This is a genomic window from Pseudomonas sp. LD120 (assembly GCF_009861525.1).
In the GTDB taxonomy this organism is placed as follows: domain Bacteria; phylum Pseudomonadota; class Gammaproteobacteria; order Pseudomonadales; family Pseudomonadaceae; genus Aquipseudomonas.
The window spans coordinates 71231-93045 of record NZ_WVHL01000004.1; the positions used below are offsets into that span (position 1 = coordinate 71231).

The 21815-nt window shown below is 62.3% G+C and carries 20 protein-coding genes and 1 other RNA gene; 12 read left to right on the plus strand and 9 right to left on the minus strand.

Features of this window, described 5'->3' with window-relative positions:
* Positions 1-149: 149 nt before the first annotated feature.
* On the plus strand, positions 150-557 hold the full coding sequence (locus tag PLD_RS13955) for a flagellar basal body-associated protein FliL (RefSeq protein ID WP_159893630.1): 408 nt from the start codon (positions 150-152) through the stop codon (positions 555-557).
* Between the two features lie 75 nt (positions 558-632).
* Here the strand turns inward: PLD_RS13955 and PLD_RS13960 are convergent, their stop codons facing one another.
* The 4 genes from PLD_RS13960 to PLD_RS13975 form a co-directional block, all read right to left on the minus strand.
* Complete coding sequence (locus PLD_RS13960) at positions 633-1751, minus strand: ABC transporter permease (protein WP_159893632.1); 1119 nt, start codon at positions 1749-1751, stop codon at positions 633-635.
* Positions 1751-4471, minus strand: a complete 2721-nt coding sequence (gene rbbA, locus PLD_RS13965; protein ID WP_159893634.1) for a ribosome-associated ATPase/putative transporter RbbA — start codon at positions 4469-4471, stop codon at positions 1751-1753. Before rbbA ends, PLD_RS13960 begins: the two co-directional genes overlap by 1 nt.
* Positions 4468-5433 carry an HlyD family secretion protein gene (locus PLD_RS13970; RefSeq protein WP_159893636.1) on the minus strand — a complete coding sequence of 322 codons (966 nt, stop codon included), beginning with the start codon at positions 5431-5433 and terminating at the stop codon, positions 4468-4470. Before PLD_RS13970 ends, rbbA begins: the two co-directional genes overlap by 4 nt.
* A 133-nt stretch (positions 5434-5566) precedes the next feature.
* Positions 5567-6016, minus strand: a complete 450-nt coding sequence (locus tag PLD_RS13975; protein WP_159893638.1) for an EVE domain-containing protein — start codon at positions 6014-6016, stop codon at positions 5567-5569.
* A 146-nt stretch (positions 6017-6162) separates the two neighbouring features.
* On the opposite strand from PLD_RS13975, the gene PLD_RS13980 reads away from it, so the two are divergent.
* The gene (locus PLD_RS13980; RefSeq protein ID WP_159893640.1) at positions 6163-6363 is read left to right on the plus strand and encodes a hypothetical protein; all 201 of its coding nucleotides are present in this window, start codon (positions 6163-6165) and stop codon (positions 6361-6363) included.
* A 33-nt stretch (positions 6364-6396) separates the two neighbouring features.
* Here the strand turns inward: PLD_RS13980 and PLD_RS13985 are convergent, their stop codons facing one another.
* The 4 genes from PLD_RS13985 to PLD_RS14000 form a co-directional block, all read right to left on the minus strand.
* Complete coding sequence (locus tag PLD_RS13985) at positions 6397-7002, minus strand: 5-formyltetrahydrofolate cyclo-ligase (protein WP_159893642.1); 606 nt, start codon at positions 7000-7002, stop codon at positions 6397-6399.
* Between the two features lie 89 nt (positions 7003-7091).
* Positions 7092-7270: non-coding RNA, 6S RNA (gene ssrS, locus PLD_RS13990), on the minus strand.
* A gap of 23 nt (positions 7271-7293) precedes the next feature.
* Entirely contained in the window at positions 7294-7617 is a 324-nt protein-coding gene (locus PLD_RS13995) for a cell division protein ZapA (protein WP_159893644.1), read from the minus strand.
* On the minus strand, positions 7614-7823 hold the full coding sequence (locus PLD_RS14000) for a TIGR02449 family protein (protein ID WP_092308493.1): 210 nt from the start codon (positions 7821-7823) through the stop codon (positions 7614-7616). Before PLD_RS14000 ends, PLD_RS13995 begins: the two co-directional genes overlap by 4 nt.
* Before the next feature lie 235 nt (positions 7824-8058).
* On the opposite strand from PLD_RS14000, the gene PLD_RS14005 reads away from it, so the two are divergent.
* From PLD_RS14005 to gcvH, 9 genes are all read left to right on the plus strand, one after another.
* On the plus strand, positions 8059-8616 hold the full coding sequence (locus tag PLD_RS14005) for a YecA family protein (RefSeq protein ID WP_159893646.1): 558 nt from the start codon (positions 8059-8061) through the stop codon (positions 8614-8616).
* 23 nt (positions 8617-8639) lie between these two features.
* Positions 8640-9974, plus strand: a complete 1335-nt coding sequence (gene pepP, locus PLD_RS14010) for a Xaa-Pro aminopeptidase (protein ID WP_159893648.1) — start codon at positions 8640-8642, stop codon at positions 9972-9974.
* Positions 9971-11158, plus strand: coding sequence for a 2-octaprenyl-6-methoxyphenyl hydroxylase (gene ubiH / locus PLD_RS14015; RefSeq protein ID WP_159893650.1), 1188 nt, complete (start codon positions 9971-9973; stop codon positions 11156-11158). The genes pepP and ubiH overlap by 4 nt, the downstream gene beginning before the upstream one ends.
* Positions 11151-11636: a DUF4442 domain-containing protein gene (locus tag PLD_RS14020; RefSeq protein WP_159893652.1), complete on the plus strand. Its 486-nt coding sequence runs from the start codon at positions 11151-11153 to the stop codon at positions 11634-11636. The genes ubiH and PLD_RS14020 overlap by 8 nt, the downstream gene beginning before the upstream one ends.
* 9 nt (positions 11637-11645) lie before the next feature.
* Positions 11646-12866, plus strand: a complete 1221-nt coding sequence (locus tag PLD_RS14025; RefSeq protein ID WP_178116176.1) for a 2-octaprenyl-3-methyl-6-methoxy-1,4-benzoquinol hydroxylase — start codon at positions 11646-11648, stop codon at positions 12864-12866.
* Between the two features lie 171 nt (positions 12867-13037).
* Entirely contained in the window at positions 13038-14039 is a 1002-nt protein-coding gene (locus PLD_RS14030; protein WP_159893656.1) for an extracellular solute-binding protein, read from the plus strand.
* Positions 14040-14268: 229 nt separating this feature from the next.
* Positions 14269-15885, plus strand: coding sequence for an iron ABC transporter permease (locus PLD_RS14035; RefSeq protein ID WP_159893658.1), 1617 nt, complete (start codon positions 14269-14271; stop codon positions 15883-15885).
* Positions 15886-16039: 154 nt separating this feature from the next.
* Positions 16040-17122, plus strand: coding sequence for a glycine cleavage system aminomethyltransferase GcvT (gcvT, locus tag PLD_RS14040; RefSeq protein ID WP_159893660.1), 1083 nt, complete (start codon positions 16040-16042; stop codon positions 17120-17122).
* Between the two features lie 52 nt (positions 17123-17174).
* Positions 17175-17558: a glycine cleavage system protein GcvH gene (gene gcvH, locus PLD_RS14045; protein WP_123726753.1), complete on the plus strand. Its 384-nt coding sequence runs from the start codon at positions 17175-17177 to the stop codon at positions 17556-17558.
* Positions 17559-17607: 49 nt separating this feature from the next.
* Here the strand turns inward: gcvH and PLD_RS14050 are convergent, their stop codons facing one another.
* Positions 17608-18747, minus strand: a complete 1140-nt coding sequence (locus PLD_RS14050; protein ID WP_159893662.1) for a DegT/DnrJ/EryC1/StrS aminotransferase family protein — start codon at positions 18745-18747, stop codon at positions 17608-17610.
* A gap of 190 nt (positions 18748-18937) precedes the next feature.
* Between PLD_RS14050 and gcvP the strand changes: the two genes are divergently transcribed.
* Positions 18938-21811: an aminomethyl-transferring glycine dehydrogenase gene (gene gcvP, locus PLD_RS14055; RefSeq protein ID WP_159893664.1), complete on the plus strand. Its 2874-nt coding sequence runs from the start codon at positions 18938-18940 to the stop codon at positions 21809-21811.
* The last annotated feature ends 4 nt before the right edge of the window (positions 21812-21815 follow it).

Sequence of the window (21815 nt, forward strand, 5' to 3'; positions counted from 1 at the left end):
TCCTTTGGGAGTGGTGGCCGATAAGTGTAGGAGTGTGAATCAGGCGGTCAACGAGCATGCTCGGTCCTGATGGCCAGCCATAAGCTTGTGCTTGGGCTCAGGCGGACGTGCCTTTATGCTAGGCCGCAAACCGGATTAAGGAGCGAATTGTGAAAGCGTGGATCATGTTGCTGCTGGCCCTCTTGCTGCCGATGGCAGCGGTGGCCGAAGAGGCCAAAGATGGCGAAGCACCGAAAGTCAGTTACATCAGCCTGAGCCCGCCTTTCGTGGGCAACTACGGTTTGGATGGCAGCCCGAAACTCAAGGTCTACAAGGCCGATGTGGCCTTGCGGGTAACCGGCGATGCCTCGGCCCAGGCGGTCAAGGCCAATGAACCGTTGATCCGCAACCAGCTGGTGGCGCTGTTCGCCCAGCAGACCACCGACACCATGAATAACGTCGAGGCCAAGGAAAAGCTGCGCCAGGAAGCCCTCAAGCAGGTGCAGCAAGTGATGAGCGATGAAACCGGCAAGCCGGTGGTGGAAGACCTGCTGTTCAACAACCTGATCATCCAGTAATCCGGTTGTTTTAAGGTCTGGCCTGCCGACGAAGGCGCTCTGGCGGGCGCCTTCGTCGGCTTCTGCGGGAGGCGGCTAGGAGGCGAGGCTTTTGCGAAAGCGCGCCAGGGCGATGGCGAAGAACAATAGGCCGATGGCCGCCAGCGCCAGCAGGTCGGGCCAGACCACGCTGACTCCTGCGTCGCGGAACAGAATCGCCGCGCTGAGGCTGACGAAGTGGGTAGAAGGCGAGCCCTGCATTACCCATTGCAGCCATTGCGGCATGCTGTCCAGCGGCGTGCTCCCCCCTGACAACAGCAGCATCGGAATGATCACCGGGATCGCCAGCAAGCCGAACTGTGGCGTCGAGCGTGCCAGGGTCGCGAGGAATATCCCCAGCGCGGTGCTGGCAAACAGATAGAGCGCCGTGACCATCAAGAACAGCCCCATCGAGCCCGCCAGCGGTACGCCCAGGGCGCCTTTGACGATTACCTCCAGTGATATCCAGGTGCATAGCACCACCACCAGCATATTGCTCCAGACCTTGGCCAGCATGATCTCCAGCGCTGTCAGCGGCAGCACCAGCAGGTGGTCGAGGGTGCCGTGCTCACGCTCGCGCAGTAATGCGGTGCCGGTGAGCACGATGGCCAGGATGGTGATGTTGTTGACGATCTGAATCACCGCCAGGAACCAACCGCCTTCCAGGTTGGTGTTGAACAGGGCGCGGGTGGTCAGCAGGGCCGGGGCCTTGCTCGCGGCATCGGCTTGATTGGCATAGTTGAGCATTTCGCGTTGGAAGATCCGGCCGATGTAGCCGGCCCCCATGAACGCCTGGCTCATGGCCGTGGCGTCGACGTTGACCTGCACCGCCGGCTGGCGGCCGGCCAGCAGGTCACTCTGGAAGTTGGCGGGGACGTTGATCACGAAGGTGTACTGGCCACTGTCCATCACCGTATCCAATTGGTCGTAGGGCAGGTCTGCCGGTGCTTGGAACTCCGGCGGTTGCAGAGATTCTGCCAACTGCCGCGACAGCGGACTGTGGTCTTCATCCACCACCGCCACGCTGGCGTTATGCACGCCGATCACCGAACCGGCGGCGGGCATGTAGATGGCCACGGTGAAGGCATACATCAAAAACAACAGCAATACGCTGTCGTGGCGCAGGCTGGTGAGCTCCTTGAGCCCTAGACGCAGGATGTGAGTGAGCCGGTTCATCAGACCTCCTGCTTTTTCAGCATGACCAGGCTCAGCCCGGTGAAACCGAGAAAAAATCCGACCAGCGCCAGGCACTGGGGCCAGAGTTCGCGCAGGTCCAGGGCCTTGGTGAAAGTGCCCACCGCGATATCCAGGAAGTGTCCGGCGGGGAACAACTGCCCCATGATGGCCGCCGCCCCTTCCAGGGACGAGCGCGGCACGATCAGCCCGGAGAACTGGATGGTCGGCAGGCTGGTGATGATCATGGTGCCGAGGATCGCTGCGATCTGCGTGCGGGTGAACGCCGAGATCAGCAGCCCCATGCTGGTGGTGGCCAGCACGTAGAGCACGCCACCCAGCGCCAGGGTCAGGCCGCTGCCTTTGAAGGGCACGCCGAACAGCCAGCGGTTCATCGCCACCAGTACCGTCAGGTTGATCAGGCTGACGACCAGGTAGGGCGCTTGCTTGCCCAGAAGGAACTCCAGGCGGGTCAGGGGCGTGGCATAGAAGTTGGTGATCGAGCCCAGTTCCTTCTCGCGGACGATGCCCAGCGCCGTGAGCATGGCCGGGATGAAGGCCAGGATCAGCGCCATGACTCCTGGGCCGATGGCGTTGACGCTGACCACATCCTGGTTGTAGCGGAAGCGGGTCTCCAGCCTGGCGGCGGGTCTTGAGGCAAGTGCCGGGCTGCTTTGCTCCACCAGTTGCTCCAGGTTGGCCTGGTGCACCGCTTCGACATAGTTGCGGCTGGTTTCGGCGCGAAACGGCATGCCGCCATCGAGCCAGGCGGCTACTGTCGGCTGGCGTCCGGCATACAGGTCTCGGCCGAAACCAGGCGGGATTTCCAGGGCCAGCTTGATGTCCGAGCGTTGCAGGCGTCGATGCAGTTCGGTGGGGTTTTGAATCAACGGCTTTTCCTGGAAGTAGCGTGAGCTGCGGAAGGCTTCCAGGTAGGCGCGACTTTGCGGCGTCTGGTCTTGGTCATAGATGGCGAAGGCAAGTTTCTCCACATCCAGGGAGATGCCGTAGCCGAAGATCACCATCATGAAAATGGCCCCCAACAGGGCAAAGCTCAGGCGCACCTTGTCGCGCAACAACTCCTTGCCCTCACGGGAGGCCACCGCCAACAGGCGCGCCAGGCTCAGGCTCGAGTGATCGGGGGGCGGGCTGCTGGTACTGGCGGCTGCCACAGGGGGCGGGGCGGGTGTGTCCTGCGGTTTTTGGGCTTGCTCCAGGCAGCGCACGAACGCCTCTTCCAGGGTGTCGCCGGCAAACTGTTTTTGCAGCGCCGCCGGGGTGTCGCAGGCCAGTACCTTGCCGGCGTGCATCAGTGAAATGCGGTCGCAGCGCTGGGCTTCGTTCATGAAATGAGTGGAGAGAAAGATGGTCACGCCTTGTTCCCGGGACAGCTCGATCAGCAGGCGCCAGAAATCGTCGCGGGCCGCTGGGTCCACGCCGGAGGTGGGCTCGTCGAGGATCAGCACTTCCGGGCGGTGCAGGACCGCCACTGCCAGGGACAGGCGCTGGCGCAGGCCAAGGGGCAGGCTGCCGGACTGTTGGTCGGCGATCTCCGCGAGGTCGAAGCGTTGGATCAGTTCCTCGATGCGCGGGCCGCTTTCGGCTTTTTTCAGGTCGAACAGGCGCGCGTGCAGCTCCAGGTTCTGGCGCACACTGAGTTCGCCATACAGCGAGAAACTCTGGGACATGAAACCGACCCGCTTGCGGGTGGCCAGGTCCTTGGCGTTCACCGGATTGCCCAGCAGTTTGGCGCTGCCTTCGGTGGCGGGCATCAAACCGGTGAGGACTTTCATGGTGGTGGTCTTGCCGCAGCCGTTAGAGCCGAGGAAGCCGAAGATTTCCCCGCGGCCGATGGCGAAGCTGACCTTGTCCACCGCCGTGAAATCACCGAAGCGCAGGGTCAGTTCGTGGGCTTGGATGGCGATTTCCTGGTTTTCGTTGGCGCGCGGCGGAATCACCAGGGGCTGATTGTCGTGGTTGCTGTCGCCCTGGAAATGGGTGAAGGCATCGTCCAGCTTGCCGCTGGGGGTTACCTGCGCCAGCTCCGCGCTCATGCCCTGGGCGATTATCTTGCCGCGGTCGAGCATCAGGCAGTGTTCAAACTGCTCGGCTTCCTCCATGTAGGCCGTGGCCACCAGCAATGTCAGTTGTGGGCGTTGCTGGCGTACGTCTTCCACCAGTTCCCAGAAGCGCCGGCGCGATAGCGGATCGACCCCGGTGGTGGGTTCGTCGAGGATCAGCAGGTCAGGCTCATGGATCAGGGCGCAGCACAGGCCGAGTTTCTGTTTCATCCCTCCCGACAGTTTGCCTGCCGGGCGCTCGGCAAAACGCAGCAGGTCGGTGGCCAGCAGCAGGCTGTGCATGCGTTGTTCGCATTCTTCATGGGGCAGGCCGAACAGGGTGGCGAAGAAGCGGATGTTCTCGTTGATGGACAGCTCGGGATACAGGTTGCCCCCCAAGCCTTGCGGCATGAAGGCGATACGTGGGTAGAGACTGCGGCGGTGGCGCCGCTGGGAAATCGTGCCTCCGAGCACGTCGAGCTCACCCTGCTGGAGCTTCTTGACCCCGGCGATCAGCCCGAGAAGGCTGGATTTACCTGCTCCATCCGGACCGATCAAGCCGCAGCGCGTGCCCGGCGGCAGGCTGAAGCTGATGTCGATCAGTGCTTGTTGTGAGCCGTAGCGATGACTGATGCCGGTGGCTTGCAGCGCCAGGCCGCTCATTTCAGGTTGGCCGGCCAGTCCACGGGAGCGGTGCGTACATAGCCGGCACCGGGCATCCCCGGTTTGGCCTGAGGCACGGCGGCAGGTTGCGTCAGCCTGACTTTGACCCGGAACACCAGCTTCTGCCGTTCGTCACGGGTTTCCACCTCTTTGGGGGTGAACTGCGATTTGGCCGCGACGAAGCTGATCTTCGCTGGCAGCGTCTGTTCGGGCAGGGCATCGAGGAGGATTCGCGACTCATCGCCGACGGTCAGACGACCAGTCACCGAGGCCGGCAGATAGAGATTCATGTATTGATCGTTGGGGTCGATCAGCAGCAGCACCCGGCCGCCGGCACCCAGGACCTCGCCAGGTTCGGCCAGGCGCAGCTGGATGATGCCGTCGATGGGCGCCCGCAGGCTGCTGTCGTCGATTTCGCTGGTCAGTTGGGCAACTTGAGCCTGGGCGGCGCCGATGGCCGCCTTGACTGCCGAGACCTGGGCTTGTGCCGCCAACACCGCCGCGTTACCTGTGGTCAGGCGGGCTTGTTGCTGGTCGATCAACTGCTGGCTGGCGAAGCCGCGGCGGAACAGTTCCTGGGAGCGCTTGAGCTCCTGGTTGGCCAGGAGTTGCTCGCTTTGGCGCAACTGCACATTGGCTTCGGCGGCGGAGAGGTTCTCCCGGGCCCGCAGTACTTCAGCCTCGGCCTGGTTGCGCTGAGCCTCCAGGGTTCGGGTGTCCATGCGTGCCAGCAGTTGGCCCTGAAGCACCTTGTCGCCTTCGTTGACCTGTACCTGCGCCAAGCGCCCGGGGATCTTGGTGGCGATCTGTACTTCGGTGGCTTCAAGTCGGCCATTGCCCATGCTCAGCCCTTCGGGCAGGCGATCCTGCAGGGATTTCCAGTAGCCCAAGCCTCCAGCGGCCAGCAACAGAATCAACAGGGAAACAGCGAAAATGCGGGAAGAACGGTGGTTCGTCGACATGGGTTCTGCGTCCTGCGGCTATAGCGTCCGATTCTGACGGATCAAGGCTTTATTCTGCTTGATGCTCGTCAAATTTAAGGGCAAAGCCTAAACCTATTGTCCGCAGACTGCATGACGATTGAGGTGGTCGGCCTCAGCGCAGGGCGAGTACCGCGGCCCATTGCTCTGCGGTGACGGGCATGACCGACAGGCGACTGCCTTTTTGCACAAGGGGCATTTGCGCCAGGGCTATCTGCCGCTTGAGGTCGTCCAGGCGCAGGACCTTGTCGAAGGTCTCGACATGGGCGACATCGATCGCACTCCAGGCATTTTTCTCGACGCTGGACTTGGGGTCGAAATAGACGCTATCAGGCGCCAGGGCGGTTGGGTCCGGGTAGGCGGCCTGGATGATTCGGCCGATGCCGGCGATACCAGGCTCCGGACAACTGGAATGATAGAAAAAGAACTCATCACCGACGGCCATGGTGCGCAGGAAGTTGCGCGCCTGGTAATTGCGCACGCCGTCCCAGCGGGTTTGGCCAAGCTGTTGTAGGCCTCGGATCGAGAGTTCGTCCGGCTCGGATTTCATCAGCCAATAGGTCATGTTTCTTACCCTCAAAAAGATAGTTGCGCAGGTAGTTGGGCAATTTTATGACAAACCGACAGTCGGTTGACGTCAACGTTTGCGTGTCGGTTCACGTTATCGCAAAATGCCGGCAATTTAAGCTTGACGCTGCTGCACGGCCTGTTATGGAAACCGTTGTGGTCATCGTGTGTGATTTGCCTGAGGGGGGGCAATCGATGAAACGCCAACCGGATTTACTATGGATTTTGGTTATTTTGTTCGGTTTGGGCGTTGTGACCACCGGTTATGCGCAAAGCTTATGGACCAACAACAGTGACACCCCCGTTGAGATCGCCCAGCAGCAGGTGCAACCCTTCAAGCGCTGAATGGGCTTTGGTGCCGTTGACCGAACGCGGTGCCTATTTGGCGAAATACCATCTCTGATCAGTCACCGTGCCGTGCAGCGGCACATCCCAACTTGCCTGATCCAGCCTTGCCACTTTCTGACACTCATGGGCCAGCCCCAGCAGCTTCGGCTTGCGCCAGTTTTTGCGTCGCGCCAAGTAGGCCAGGCTGCGGTCATAGAAGCCGCCGCCCATGCCCAGGCGCCCGCCTTCCTCGTCGAATCCCACCAGAGGCAGCAGGACCAGATCCAGCGCCCAGACCTTGCGTTGTCGTGCGGTATTGACCTTGGGTTCGAGGATGCGAAAGCGATTGCGCCGCAGTTGTTCTCCAGGGCGGATGCGCTGGAAGACCATTTTGGTCCGTGGCCAGGCGCTGAGCACCGGCAGGTAGGTGGCCTTGCCCCGGCGCTGGGCGGCCCGCAGCAGTAGACGCGGGTCGATTTCACCGTCAGTGGGCAAATACAGGGACAGGTGTCGGGCGCGGCGAAACGCCGGGTTTTGCGCTAACTGGCGGTACAGGCCTTGTGCGGCCTGGCGTTGCTGCGCAGGCGTCAGGGCGCGGCGGGCGTTACGCAGCATGCGGCGAAGTTGCGGGCGGGAAAGCGGCGCAGGTTCGGTCATGAAAGAGGCTATGGGCGGTCGGACATGGCAGAACAGACTACCCGGAAAAACCAATGCCAGCATGGATAACTGGCATTGATTGGCAATTCAGGCTCCCCAGGCGAACCGCTGTCGACTTAGCCCTTGAACCCGAAAGTTCAAGGCGGAAGATGCAGCAGGCTTTAAGGCTTTCCGTCTAGCGGACATGCACACCAGCCCAACGTGCAACTTCCAGGGTAGTGCGAATCGGCTCAGGGACATCGCCAACTGGCAAGCACCCCAGGGAGTGGCGGGAGTATATCGCAACCTCCGTCAGGAATCAGCTTTGCTTGCGTCTGAATCGGAGGCCAGGACCAGGTCAACACGTTCCAGCAGATCGCGTACCTGTTCACGGGTGGTGGCGCTGGCCTGCACATCCGGGCGTTCTTGGCGATGCAGCAGGTCATGGGTGATGTTCAGGGCGGCCATGACCGCGATGCGATCGGCGCCGATGACTTTGCCGGTGCTGCGGATCTCACGCATCTTGCCGTCCAGGTAACGGGCGGCACTCACCAGATTGCTGCGCTCTTCCTGGGGGCAGATGATCGAATACTCTTTGTCGAGAATCTGCACGGTAACGCTATTGCTTGAACTCATGAGTCTTGCTCCAGGGCCTTGAGACGCGAAATCATCGATTCGACCTTACGCCGGGCGATTTCGTTTTTTTCAATGAGGTGCGCGCGTTCCTCGCGCCAGGTCTTTTCCTGAGCTAATAAGAGTGCGTTTTGACTCTTTAGTTGCTCGACCCGGGTAATAAGCAGTTCGAGTCTGGCCATCAGTGCGTGCAGGTCGTTGTCTTCCATTGTGTCCCACTGAAGTTGGTCTGATGAGTGGCAACGGCTGGGGCAGCGGGCGGACGGTCGGAACAGTCCTGGCGCATCGGTCGCTGTCCGGTCGGTAATCTGTCCGTCGTTCAAGGCCCTGCGTGGCGCTGGAACGGGGTGCAAAGCACAACGCAGCGCTGGCAATGAATGATGACACGCCCTACGATACGAGGTCTTCATTCTAGACATTGCGCCGCTTGGCGCCTAGCTGCCCATGCCCATTCAGAATTCCCCGTACAACGCCTTCGCCACCCTGCTCAGCAGCAGCGGTCATCCTGTTTCTCCAGCCGAATTGCACGGCCTGTTGCTGGGCCGCAGCTGCGCCGGCGCTGGGTTCGAGGTGGACGGCTGGTTGGTGGACGCCGCCGAACTGCTCGAAGGCGAGCCGCAAGAGAACGTGCGTAACGCCCTGATTGGCCTGCAGGAAATGGTCAAGGGCGAGCTCACCAGCGACGACATGACCGTGGTCTTGCTGCTGCCCAGCGACGACGCTCCCCTGAGCGAACGCGCCGCGGCCCTGGGTCAGTGGTGCCAGGGCTTCCTCGCCGGTTTCGGCCTCAATTCCCGTGATAGCAGCACCCTGAGCACCGAGGCCACTGAAGTGTTGCAGGACCTTGCAGCTATCGCCCAGGTACAGGACGCGCTGGAAGAGTCCGATGACGGCGAAAGCGACTACATGGAAGTGATGGAGTATCTGCGGGTCGCGCCGCTGTTGCTGTTCACCGAGACCAACAAGAGTGTTGCGCCGGCTGCCAAGCCTTCTCTGCATTGATCGACAGGGAACTGCATCTGCCCATGATTCATATCCCTAAAGTGGAATACAGCCGGCGCCGCAAGGCGCTCATGGCGCAGATGGAGCCCAACAGCATCGCGATCCTGCCTGCGGCAGCCGTGGCCATTCGCAACCGCGATGTGGAACACGTCTACCGCCAGGACAGCGATTTCCAATACCTCAGTGGCTTCCCCGAACCCCAGGCGGTGATCGTGCTGATGCCCGGTCGCGAGCATGGCGAGTACGTGCTGTTCTGCCGCGAGCGCAATGTCGAGCGCGAGCTTTGGGACGGTCTGCGCGCTGGACAGGAAGGTGCGATTCGCGATTACGGCGCGGACGATGCCTTCCCCATCACCGACATCGATGACATTCTCCCGGGCCTTATCGAAGGGCGCGACCGGGTCTATTCGGCCATGGGCAGCAACCCTGAGTTCGATCGCCACCTGATGGAGTGGATCAACGTGATCCGCTCTAAAGCGCACCTTGGCGCCCAGCCACCGAACGAATTCGTTGCCCTGGATCATCTGCTGCACGACATGCGCCTGTATAAATCGGCGGCGGAAGTGAAGGTGATGCGCGAGGCGGCGAGGATTTCCGCCCAGGCCCACATCCGCGCGATGCAAGCCAGCCGCCCCGGTCTGCACGAGTTCAGTCTGGAAGCCGAACTGGATTACCAGTTCCGCAAAGGTGGCGCGAAGATGCCAGCTTACGGCTCTATCGTCGCGGCGGGGCGCAACAGCTGCATCCTGCACTACCAACAGAATGACGCCCTGCTCAAGGATGGCGATCTGGTGTTGATCGACGCCGGTTGTGAAATCGACTGCTATGCCAGCGACATCACCCGTACCTGGCCGGTCAATGGCCGGTTTTCACCGGAGCAAAAGGCGATCTACGAACTGGTGCTGGCTGCTCAGCAAGCCGCCTTTGCCGAGATCGCCCCGAACAAACACTGGAATCAGGCCCATGAGGCGACGGTTCGGGTGATCACTGCCGGGTTGGTGGACCTGGGCTTGCTGCAAGGCGAGGTCGACGAACTGATTGCCAGTGAGGCTTACAAGACGTTTTACATGCACCGCGCCGGGCACTGGCTGGGCATGGATGTACACGATGTCGGCGAGTACAAGGTCGGCGGCGAGTGGCGGGTGTTGGAGGTCGGCATGGCGCTGACCGTGGAGCCGGGCATCTATATCTCACCGGACAACCAGCAGGTGGCTAAGAAGTGGCGCGGCATTGGCGTGCGCATCGAGGACGACGTGGTAGTGACCAAGCAGGGCTGTGAAATTCTGACGGACGGCGTGCCGAAAAGCGTCGCCGAGATCGAGGCGCTGATGGCGGCCGTCCGGGCCCCAGCGTCATGAGTCGGGTCAATCTGGCCATCATCGGTGGCGGCTTGGTTGGCGCGAGCCTGGCGCTGGCCTTGCAGGCCGGAGCCAAGGCGCGGGGCTGGAAGATCGTGCTGATCGAACCCTTCGCCCCCGGCGACAGTTTTCAGCCCAGTTACGATGCACGCTCCTCGGCCCTGTCCTTTGGCGCCCGGCAGATTTATCAGCGCCTGGGCCTGTGGCAAGCGATCTCGCGCCGCGCCGAGCCGATCAAGCAGATTCATGTGTCCGACCGCGGGCGGTTTTCCACCGCGCGCCTGTCGGCCATGGAAGAGGGGGTTCCGGCCCTGGGTTATGTGGTGGAAAACGCCTGGCTCGGCCAATGCCTGTGGCAAGGCCTGGACAAGGACGTGATCAGTTGGCGCTGCCCGGCTGAAGTCACCCGCCTTGAGCCCCTGGAGGGCGGCTATCGCCTGACCCTGAATGATGAAACCACCCTGGAGTGCGACCTGGCGGTGCTCGCCGATGGCGGCCGCTCCGGCCTGCGTGAGCAGTTGGGTATCGGGATCAAGCATCGCCCCTACAACCAGAGCGCGCTGATTGCCAACATCACCCCCAGCGAAGCCCACAACGGCATGGCCTTCGAGCGCTTCACCGACGATGGCCCGATGGCACTATTGCCATTGCCGGACAATCGCTGCGCGCTGATCTGGACCCGTCAGGGCATGGACGCGCAGCGTCTTGCCGATCTGGATGAGCGCAGTTTCCTCAGTGAGCTGCAGGGTGTATTCGGTTATCGCCTGGGCACCCTGAAACAAGTCGGCGCGCGCCACCTGTATCCGTTGTCGTTGGTAGAAGCCGAAGAGCAGGTGCGCCCCCATCTGGTGGTGCTGGGCAACGCCGCCCACAGCCTGCACCCGATCGCCGGCCAGGGCTTCAACCTGTCGCTGCGTGACGCTCAGGCCCTGGCGGATGCCTTGCTGGACAGCGAGCAGGTGCCGGGTGATTTCGCCGTACTGCAGGCTTATCGCGAGCGCCAGCGTCTGGACCAGAACCTCACCGTGGGCTTTTCCGACCAGGTCACCCGGCTGTTTGGCAGCAAGCTGCCGCTCTTGTCCGTGGGCCGCAACCTCGGCTTGCTCGGACTGGATCTGCTGCCCCCGGCCAAGCGCTGGTTCGCGCGCCAGGCCATGGGCCTGGGTACTCGCCCGGATGCGTGACTGGTTGACCCGACGGTTCGGCAAGGCGCGCCTGTTGCGCTGGTTGATGACCCTGTATCCGCCCTACCTGGGGGCTGGCGTGCGGGTGCGGCAGATCAGCGCGGACTTCCGTGAAGTGCGGGTATCCATGGGGTTGGGCTGGTACAACCGTAACTATGTCGGGACCCAGTTTGGCGGCAGCCTGTATTCCATGGTCGATCCGTTTTTCATGCTGATGCTGATGGAAAACCTCGGTCGCGACTACATCGTCTGGGACAAGGCCGCGGCCATCGATTTCATCGCTCCGGGCAAGGGGCCGGTGTTTGCCCGGTTCAGTATCGAGCAGGCACTGCTGGACGAGATCCGCCGCCAGACCGCCACGGGCGATAAATACCTGCCGCAGTTGCAGGTGGAGATTCATGACGGCTCCGGCACCCTGGTGGCGCGGGTCGATAAAACCCTTTACGTGCGGCTCAAGCCGCAAGCGAGACAGGCCTAAAGCATGGAAATGCGCGCAGATGTGCTGATTGTCGGAGCCGGAATGGTCGGCAGTGCCTTGGCGTTGGCGTTACAGGGCAGTGGCCTGGAAGTGCTGTTGCTCGACGGCGGCCCCTTGAGTGTCAAACCCTTCGACAGCGAGGCGCCTTTCGAGCCTCGGGTCAGTGCCTTGTCGGCGGCCAGTCAGCGGATTTTGCAACGCCTGGGCGCCTGGGATGGCGTGGTCAAACGGCGCAGCAGCCCCTATCGCGACATGCAGGTCTGGGACGGCAGCGGCACCGGGCAGATTCACTTCTCGGCGGCCAGCGTGCACGCCGAAGTGCTGGGGCATATCGTTGAGAACCGCGTGGTTCAGGATGCCTTGCTTGAGTGTTTGCACGAATGCGATATCGGCATGCTGGCCAATGCCCGTCTGGAGCAGATGCGTCGCTCCGGCGATGACTGGCTGCTGACCCTGGCCGATGGTCGGGTTTTGCGCGCGCCGCTGGTCATCGCCGCCGATGGAGCCCACTCGGCGGTACGCCGCCTCACCGGTTGTGCCACCCGTGAGTGGGATTACCTGCACCACGCCATCGTCACCAGCGTGCGCAGCAGCCAACCCCACCAACGGACGGCGTGGCAGCGTTTTACCGATACCGGCCCGTTGGCCTTTCTGCCGCTGGTGCGTGACGGGCAGCACGATTGGTGCTCGATTGTCTGGTCCACCACGCCTGCTGAGGCCGAGCGTCTGATGGCCCTGGACGAGCAACGCTTCTGCGCTGAACTGGAGCGTGCCTTCGAAGGCCGCCTGGGCAATGTGCTCAGCGCTGATCCGCGACTCTGCGTGCCGCTGCGCCAGCGTCATGCCAAACGCTACGTGGCAGAGGGCCTGGCCTTGATCGGCGACGCGGCTCATACCATTCACCCGTTGGCCGGGCAGGGCGTCAACCTGGGCTTTCTCGACGCGGCGGTGCTGGCCGAAGTGCTGTTGCAGGCGGCCAGCCGTGGCGAGCGTCTGGCCGAGGTCAAGGTGCTGAGCCGTTTCGAGCGGCGGCGCATGCCCCACAATCTGGCGCTGATGGCGGCCATGGAGGGCTTTGAACGTCTATTCCAGGCCGATCCGCTGCCGCTGCGCTGGCTGCGCAACACCGGTCTGAAGATGGTCGAGCAGATGCCCGAGGCCAAGGCACTGTTCGTGCGTCAAGCCTTGGGCCTCAGTGGCGACCTGCCGGAGCTGGCCAAGACTGAGTAGCGGGGCTTTTCGATGCGGCGGGCGGGGCGACTGTTCGCCGTCCCAGGGGAGCGGTTTTCCGGAGCTTTGCCTCGCGCAACATCTGGTAACGCCTCGGCAGCGGGTTCGGTTGAGAAGCTAAATGTGAGTCCTTATCATTTCGCCTCATTTTGAATTCGAGAGACCGCTCCCATGTTGGCACCGAAGCGTCTACTGACTGTCCTGGCATTCACACTCATCGGCGGCACCGCCTACGCCGCTGATGAAGTCGTGGTCTACTCCTCGCGTATCGATGAGCTGATCAAGCCAGTATTCGATGCCTACACTGAAAAGACCGGGGTGAAGATCAAGTTCATCACCGACAAGGAAGCGCCGCTGATGCAGCGGATCAAGGCCGAAGGCGAAAACGCCGTTGCCGACCTGCTGCTCACCGTCGATGCCGGCAATCTCTGGCAAGCCGAGCAGATGGGTATCTTGCAGCCGTTCACCTCCAAGGTCATCGACAGCAACATTCCCCTGCAATATCGCTCTTCCAACCATGCCTGGACCGGCCTGAGCCTGCGGGCACGGACCCTGGCCTACTCCACTGACCGGGTCAAACCTGGCGAACTGACCACCTATGAAGCCCTGGCGGACAAACAGTGGGAAGGCCGCCTGTGCCTGCGTACCGCGAAGAAGGTCTACAACCAGTCGCTGACCGCCACCCTGATCGAAACCCATGGCGAGGCGAAGACCGAAGCAATCATCAAGGGCTGGGTCAACAACCTGTCCACCGATGTGTTCTCTGATGACATCGCCGTGCTGAATGCGATCAACGCTGGGCAATGCGACGTAGGTATCGTCAACACCTATTACTACGGCCGTCTGCACAAGCAGAAGCCTGATCTGGCGGTCAAGCTGTTCTGGCCGAACCAGGGCGATCGCGGGGTACACGTCAATCTGTCGGGTATTGGCTTGACCAAATACGCCCCCCATCCAGAGGCGGCCAAAGCCCTGGTGGAGTGGATGACCACGCCGACAGCGCAGAAGATCTTTGCTGACGTTAACCAGGAGTTCCCGGCCAACCCGGCGGTGGCACCCTCCGAGGAAGTGGCCAGTTGGGGCAAGTTCGTGGCTGACACCCTGCCGGTTGAAATCGCCGGCAAGCGTCAGGCCGAAGCGATTCGCTTGATGGATCGCGCTGGCTGGAACTGAGCCTGCCGTTATACTGCGCCCCGCTTCTGCGGGGCGTTTTTTTAACGGCTCACAAGGTTTGTTGCTCGCGCTCGGCCGCGCCGCGCTGGTCAACCTTCAATCCGTGATTTCACGGGCACAACGGGTTGGCCGTCAGCGGTGCGATCAAACCGTCCAGCGCGAGTCAGTTCCCTCGTCACGAATGCACTACGCACGTATTTTGTCTGTCCCATCTGCCCGAGATTTTTCTGTGGCCCATCCCGCCCAACGTCGCTGGTATCCCCTGGTCTTTGCTGTGGCGGCCTTGATCCTGCTGCCGTTGAGCGTGCTGCTGTTGTCGTGGCAGTCGATCGATCTGCAGATCTGGTCGCACCTGTGGGATACCCAACTGCCGCGTCTGTTGAGCAACACCGTGACCCTGGTGCTGGGTGTGGGGGTCGGCGTCACGTTGCTGGGCGTCAGTCTGGCCTGGCTCACCAGCCTCTGTGAGTTCCCCGGGCGGCGCTGGCTGGATTGGGCCTTGATGTTGCCGTTCGCGATTCCTGCCTATGTGCTGGCCTTTGTCTTTGTCGGCCTGCTGGACTTTTCCGGGCCGGTGCAAAGCCTGCTGCGGGAGTGGTTCGGCGCGGGTCTGCGCCTGCCCGGGGTGCGTTCCACAGGTGGGGTGGTCCTGGTGTTGGTGCTGGTGTTCTACCCCTATGTCTATTTACTGGCACGTAATGCGTTCCTGGCCCAGGGCAAAGGATTGATGGAGGCGGCGCGGGTACTCGGGCAATCGCCCTGGCAGGCGTTCTGGCGCGTCGCACTGCCCATGGCGCGGCCGGCCATCGGCGCTGGCGTGGCCCTGGCGTTGATGGAAACCCTGGCGGATTTTGGCGCCGTAGCGGTGTTCAACTTCGATACCTTCACCACCGCCATCTACAAGACCTGGTACGGCTTCTTCAGCCTCTCCAGCGCTGCGCAACTGGCGAGCTTGTTGTTGCTGGTGGTGATGCTGGTGCTGTACGGCGAGCGGCGGGCCCGGGGTGCCAGCCGCAGCGGTAACGAGCGGCCTCGCGGCAAGGCCCTGTATCACCTGCGGGGGATCAAGGCGCTGGCGGCCACGGGCTGGTGCCTGCTGGTGTTTGCCTGCGCCTTTGTGATTCCGTTGTTGCAACTGCTGGCGTGGTTCTGGCAACGCGGTCGTTTTGATCTGGATGAGCGTTATGCCGGGCTGATTGCCCACTCTTTGTACTTGGGGGGGATGGCCGCGTTGATCACTGTCAGTGTGGCGTTGCTGCTGGCATTTGCCCGGCGCCTGGCTCCAACCCGGGGGATTCGCGCCGGGGTCAGCCTGGCCAACCTTGGCTATGCCTTGCCAGGTTCGGTGCTGGCGGTGTCGATCATGCTGGCTTTCAGTTACCTGGACCGCGAGTGGGTCATGCCGGTGTCCAGCTGGCTGGGGGGCGCAGGCAAGCCGCTGCTGCTGGGTAGCCTTGCGGCGTTGCTGCTGGCCTACCTGGTGCGCTTTATCGCCGTGGCTTACGGCCCCCTGGAAAACAGCCTGGAGCGGATTCGCCCGTCGTTGCCCGAAGCCGCGCGCAGCCTGGGTGTCAGCGGCCCGCGACTGTTTTTCAAAGTGTATCTGCCGTTGTTGCTGCCTGGCGCTTTGAGCGCCGCCTTGCTGGTGTTCGTCGACGTGCTCAAGGAAATGCCCGCCACCTTGTTGATGCGCCCGTTCGGCTGGGACACGCTGGCGGTGCGGATCTTTGAGATGACCAGTGAAGGCGAGTGGGCACGGGCTTCGTTGCCCGCGCTGACTCTGGTGCTGGTGGGCCTGCTGCCGGTGATTGGCCTGATCCGTCGCTCGGCCCGGCGAATCGGTTAGGTGCCAGCCTTGCACCTTGCGGCTACAATGCGCGGCATTCGGTGCGGCCTGTTGTTTGGCCGGGACGCTGAAATCGGCTGCAAGCCATCTATTTCAAGGCTTTCACCCTAGCAGCGCCAGTCCGCACCCTCGCCACGCCCGGAAGGAGAAACCCATGGGACAGCGTACGCCTCTGTATGACCTGCATCTCGCCCTTGGCGCGAAAATGGTCGATTTTGGCGGTTGGGATATGCCCTTGCATTACGGCTCGCAGGTCGAGGAGCACCATCAGGTGCGACGTGATTGCGGTGTGTTCGATGTATCCCACATGACCGTGATCGATGTCAGCGGCGCCCAGGCCAAGGCCTGGCTCCAGCACTTGCTGGCCAATGATGTCGAACGTTTGCAGCACCCTGGCCAGGCCTTGTACAGCACCATGCTCAATGAGCGCGGCGGCATCGTCGACGACATGATCGTCTATCGCCTCGAAGACGCTTATCGTCTGGTGGTCAACGCGGCCACTCGTGACCAAGACCTGGCCTGGATGCAGGCGCAGCTGGGCGAGTTCCAAGTACAGCTGCACGAGCGTCCCGAACTGGCCATGCTGGCGATCCAGGGCCCTCAGGCCCGGCACAAGATCGCCGAGCTGGTAAGCCAGTCCCGCGGCACCCTGATTCAACAGCTCAAGCCTTTCGAAGCCGGTAGCGACGGCGACTGGTTCATTGCCCGTACCGGCTACACCGGCGAGGACGGTCTGGAGATCGTCTTGCCCGCCGAACAGGCCCCGGCTTTCTTCAACGATTTGGTGGGGGCAGGGATTTCGCCCATCGGTCTTGGCGCCCGGGATACCCTGCGCCTGGAAGCCGGCATGAACCTCTACGGCCAGGATATTCATCAGGATGTCTCGCCCCTGGCGGCGAACATGGCCTGGAGCATTGCCTGGGAGCCGTCGTCGCGCAAATTCATCGGTCGTACCGCTCTGGAGACTGAGCGAGCGTCCGGGGTCAAGCAAAAGCTGGTGGGGTTGGTACTGGAAGAGCGTGGGGTTTTGCGCGCTCATCAGGTGGTTCGCATCGCGGATGTTGGCGAAGGAGAGATCACCAGTGGTAGTTTCTCCCCTACGCTGAGTAAATCGATCGCACTGGCGCGGGTGCCAATGGCCACCGCCGACCGTGCCGAAGTGGAAATCCGTGGCAAGTGGTACCCGGTTCGGGTGGTCAAACCGACCTTTGTGCGTCACGGCAAAACCTTGATCTAACCTTTTGCAGTTGGCATTGCGCCGCTGACATTTCTTCTTGAGGACACAGAACATGAGCGATATCCCTGCCCACCTGCGTTTTGCCGATAGTCACGAATGGGCCCGTCTGGAAGCCGACGGCAGCGTTACCGTGGGTATTAGCGACCACGCTCAGGAAGCCCTGGGGGATGTGGTGTTCGTCGAGCTGACTGAAGTCGGCAACGTATTTGGCGCAGGGGATCAGGCCGGTGTGGTGGAGTCGGTAAAAGCCGCTTCCGACATCTATGCCCCGGTAGCGGGTGAAGTGATTGCCGTCAACGAAGAGCTGAGCGCCAGCCCAGAGTTGCTCAACAGCGATCCTTACGGCGCCTGGATCTTCAAGCTCAAGCCAAGCAGCCCGGCCGATCTGGACAAGCTGCTGGACGCCGCCGGTTACAAGGCCGCCATCGGCGAGTAAGCCATTCTCGCGAGCACGCGGAGCGCCACCCCGCCTGCTCGCGCATGGGTTAAGCCTGTAACACCTCTTTCACCGCCGCCACTGCACGTTCCACGTCGGCCTTGTCCATGGCGGTGAACATCGGCAATGAGACGATCAGACGACCGACTCGCTCCGCCACCGGTAACGTCCCTTCCTTGAAACCGCGCTCGCGGTACAGGCTCAGCAAATGAATCGGCGGATAGTGATAGCCGATGCCAATTCCCCGTTCCTGCATCTGCTCCATGAAGGTGGCGCGGGCCGGCTTGCCGTCCTTGCGTTCCGGCAGTACCAGTTGGAACAGGTGCCAGTTGCTGTTGTTGAAGTCTGCCGGCGGTAGTTGAGCGCCATAGCGGGCTTCGAAGTCGCTGCCAAAGCACTCGAAGTAATGTCGGGCCAGCTCGCGGCGGTGGGCGGTGAGCGCCTCGATATGGGCGAACTGCCCCAGGCCGATGGCGGCAGCGACGTCGGTCATGTTGAACTTGCCCCCCAGCACGTCCACATCCAGGCCGTCGAAGCCGCTGCGGGTCACGCCTTGCAGGCGATATTTCTCGGCCAGACGCACTTCTTCCGGGGTATTGAGCACCAGGCAGCCGCCCTCGGAGGACGTGACGTTCTTGTTGGCCTGGAAGCTGAAGGACACAAAGTCGCCGCCGGCACCGATGCGCTGGCCATTCCAACTGGAGCCCAGCGCTTGCGCGGCGTCTTCCACCACGCGCAGGCCGTGTTTTTTGGCCAGCTCGTACAACCGCGTCATGTCCACCGGCAAGCCGGCCAGGAACACCGGGATGATGGCTTTGGTGCGCGGGGTGATCGCAGCTTCGACCTGGGCCAGGTCGATGTTGCGGGTGATCGGGTCGATGTCGGCGAACACCGGCGTGGCGCCCACTTCGAGGATCACGTTGGCGGTGGCGACCCAGGAAATCGGCGTGGTGATGACCTCATCCCCAGGACCGATGCTGGCGATCCGCAGGGCGATTTCCATGGTGCAGGTGCCGGAGTTGAAAGTGCGCACCGCCCGCCCGCCAAAGAACGCCGAAAGCTGGGCTTCGAAGGCCTGGACCTTCGGCCCGCTGGTGATCCACCCCGAGCGCAGCACGTCGCCGACGGCGGCAATGGTGGCTTCATCGATGGTGGGTTTGGAGAACGGCAGGAAAGGCAATTGGCTCATGACGATGGGGCACCCGATAAGCGGACGATAAGAGCGTGGGTTGAGGCGCGCCGGGGCTGGGCGCAGGCGCTCTGCATGATGGTACCGATTGTCTATGGGCGCCAGCCCGTCGACGCGTGAAATCGGCTGCTATGCTGCTTTGCACCCTGTTACATCGACGCTGAGCGCCGTTTATCGGAGAGAGCCTGTCATGTCCCAGTCGCCATCCCTGAGCCAGTTACGTGAGCCCAATGCCTTTCTCCAGCGGCACCTGGGGCCCGATGCGCAGGAGCAGCAGGCCATGCTCGCCAGCCTTGGGTTGGGGAGCCGGGCCGAGCTGATTGAGCAGACGGTGCCGCCGGGCATCCGCTTCAATCGTGCCCTGGACTTGCCTCCGGCCCTCGATGAGCCCGCGGCGCTGGCCAGGCTCAAGGGGTATGCCGCGCAGAATCAGGTCTGGACCAGCCTGATTGGCATGGGCTACTACGGCACCCTGACGCCAGCGGTGATCCTGCGCAATGTGCTGGAAAACCCTGGTTGGTACACGGCCTATACGCCTTATCAACCGGAAATTGCCCAGGGCCGTCTCGAAGCGCTGCTGAACTTCCAGCAGATGACCATCGACCTCACCGGCCTTGATCTGGCCAATGCTTCGCTGCTTGATGAAGCCACCGCCGCGGCTGAAGCCATGGCCCTGGCCAAGCGCGTGGCCAAGTCCAAGAGCAATGGCTTCTTTGTCGATGAGCATTGCCATCCGCAAACCATTTCCGTGGTGCGCACCCGCGCCGAGGGCTTCGGTTTCGAACTGATCGTCGACGCTGTGGATAACTTGCCCAGGTATCAGGTGTTCGGCGCGCTTTTGCAGTACCCCGACACCCAGGGCGAGATCCGTGACCTGCGGCCGCTGATCGACCATTTACATGCCCAGCAGGCCCTGGCGTGTGTCGCTGCCGACTTGCTCGGCCTGTTGCTGCTGACCCCGCCCGGTGAATTGGGCGCCGACGTGGTCCTGGGATCTTCCCAGCGCTTCGGCGTACCGATGGGCTATGGCGGCCCTCATGCGGCGTTTTTCGCTTGCCGCGACGAGTACAAGCGGGCGATGCCCGGGCGCATCATCGGGGTCTCCAAGGATGCCCGAGGCCAAGTGGCGCTGCGCATGGCCCTGCAAACCCGTGAGCAACACATCCGTCGCGAGAAGGCCAACTCCAACATCTGCACGGCCCAGGTGCTGTTGGCCAATATCGCCAGTTGCTATGCGGTCTATCACGGTCCCCTGGGGCTCAAGCGTATTGCCCAGCGGGTGCATCGGTTGACCTGCATCCTCGCCGTTGCGCTTGAGCGCCATGGTATCGTGCGTCTGAACACGCACTTTTTCGACACCCTGACCCTGGAGGTGGGCGGCAGCCAGACCGCGATCATCGAGAGCGCCAGGGCGTTGCAGATCAACCTGCGGATTCTCGGGCGCGGGCGCCTGGGCGTGAGCCTCGATGAAACCTGTGATGAAAACACCGTGGCGCGGCTGCTGGATGTGTTTCTTGGCGCCGATCATGGGCTGACCGTCGCCGAGCTGGATGCCCAGGTGCTGGCCTCCGGCCTTCCTGAAGCACTGCTGCGTCGCAGCCCCTACCTGACCCATCCGGTGTTCAGTGCCCATCACAGCGAAACCCGGATGCTGCGCTACCTTAAACAGCTGGAAGACAAGGATCTGGCGCTCAACCAGTCGATGATTCCCTTGGGCTCCTGCACCATGAAGCTCAATGCCAGCAGCGAGATGATCCCCATTACCTGGCCGGAGTTTGCTCATCTGCATCCCTTTGCTCCCCGGGAGCAGGCGCTCGGTTATGCGCTGATGATTGACGAGCTGGAGCGTTGGCTGTGCGCCATCACCGGTTTTGACGCCATCTGCATGCAGCCCAATTCCGGGGCCCAGGGCGAGTACGCCGGGCTGCTGGCGATTCGTCGTTACCATGAGAGTCGTGGTCAGGGCGATCGGTATGTCTGTCTGATCCCGGCCTCGGCGCACGGCACCAACCCGGCGTCGGCGCAGATGGCCGGGATGCAAGTGGTGATCGTGGAGTGCGATGAGGCCGGCAACGTCGACCTGGAGGACCTCAACGCCAAGGCCGCGGCTGCCGGGGATCGCCTGTCCTGCCTGATGGCCACTTATCCCTCCACCCATGGCGTCTACGAAGAGGGCATCAGCCAGATCTGTGAAGTTATCCACAGTCACGGCGGCCAGGTGTACATGGACGGCGCCAACCTCAATGCCCAGGTCGGCCTGACTCGGCCGGCGGACATCGGCGCCGACGTATCGCACATGAACCTGCACAAGACCTTCTGCATTCCCCATGGCGGCGGCGGGCCGGGCATGGGACCCATTGGCGTGCGTGCGCACCTGGCGCCTTTCGTCGCCAATCACCCGGTGGTGCCACTGGATGGACCGCTACCGGAGAATGGCGCGATCAGTGCGGCGCCTTGGGGCAGTGCCAGCATTCTGCCCATCAGTTGGATGTACATCGCCCTGATGGGGCCGCAGTTGGCCGATGCCAGCGAGGTGGCGATGCTCGCCGCCAATTACCTGGCCGAGCAGTTGGGCGGCGCCTTCCCGGTGCTCTACAGTGGGCGCAATGGTCGTGTGGCTCACGAATGCATTCTCGATCTGCGCCCGCTCAAGGCCTTGACCGGCATCACTGAAGAAGACGTCGCCAAGCGTTTGATGGATTACGGCTTTCACGCGCCAACCATGTCATTCCCGGTGCCGGGCACGCTGATGGTCGAGCCCACCGAAAGCGAATCCAAGGCCGAGCTCGATCGCTTTGTCGACGCGATGTTGAGCATTCGCGCCGAAATCGCTCAGGTTCAGGAGGGGCACTGGCCGGCCGATGACAACCCGCTCAAGGGGGCCCCCCACACCTTGGCGGATATCACCAGTGTCTGGGAGCGGCCCTACAGTATCGAACAGGCGGTGCTGCCCAGTGCCCACACTCGGGCCCACAAGTACTGGCCGACGGTGAACCGGGTGGACAACGTCTATGGCGACCGCAACTTGTTCTGCGCCTGTGTGCCGCTGGAGGCGTACCGCTGAACCG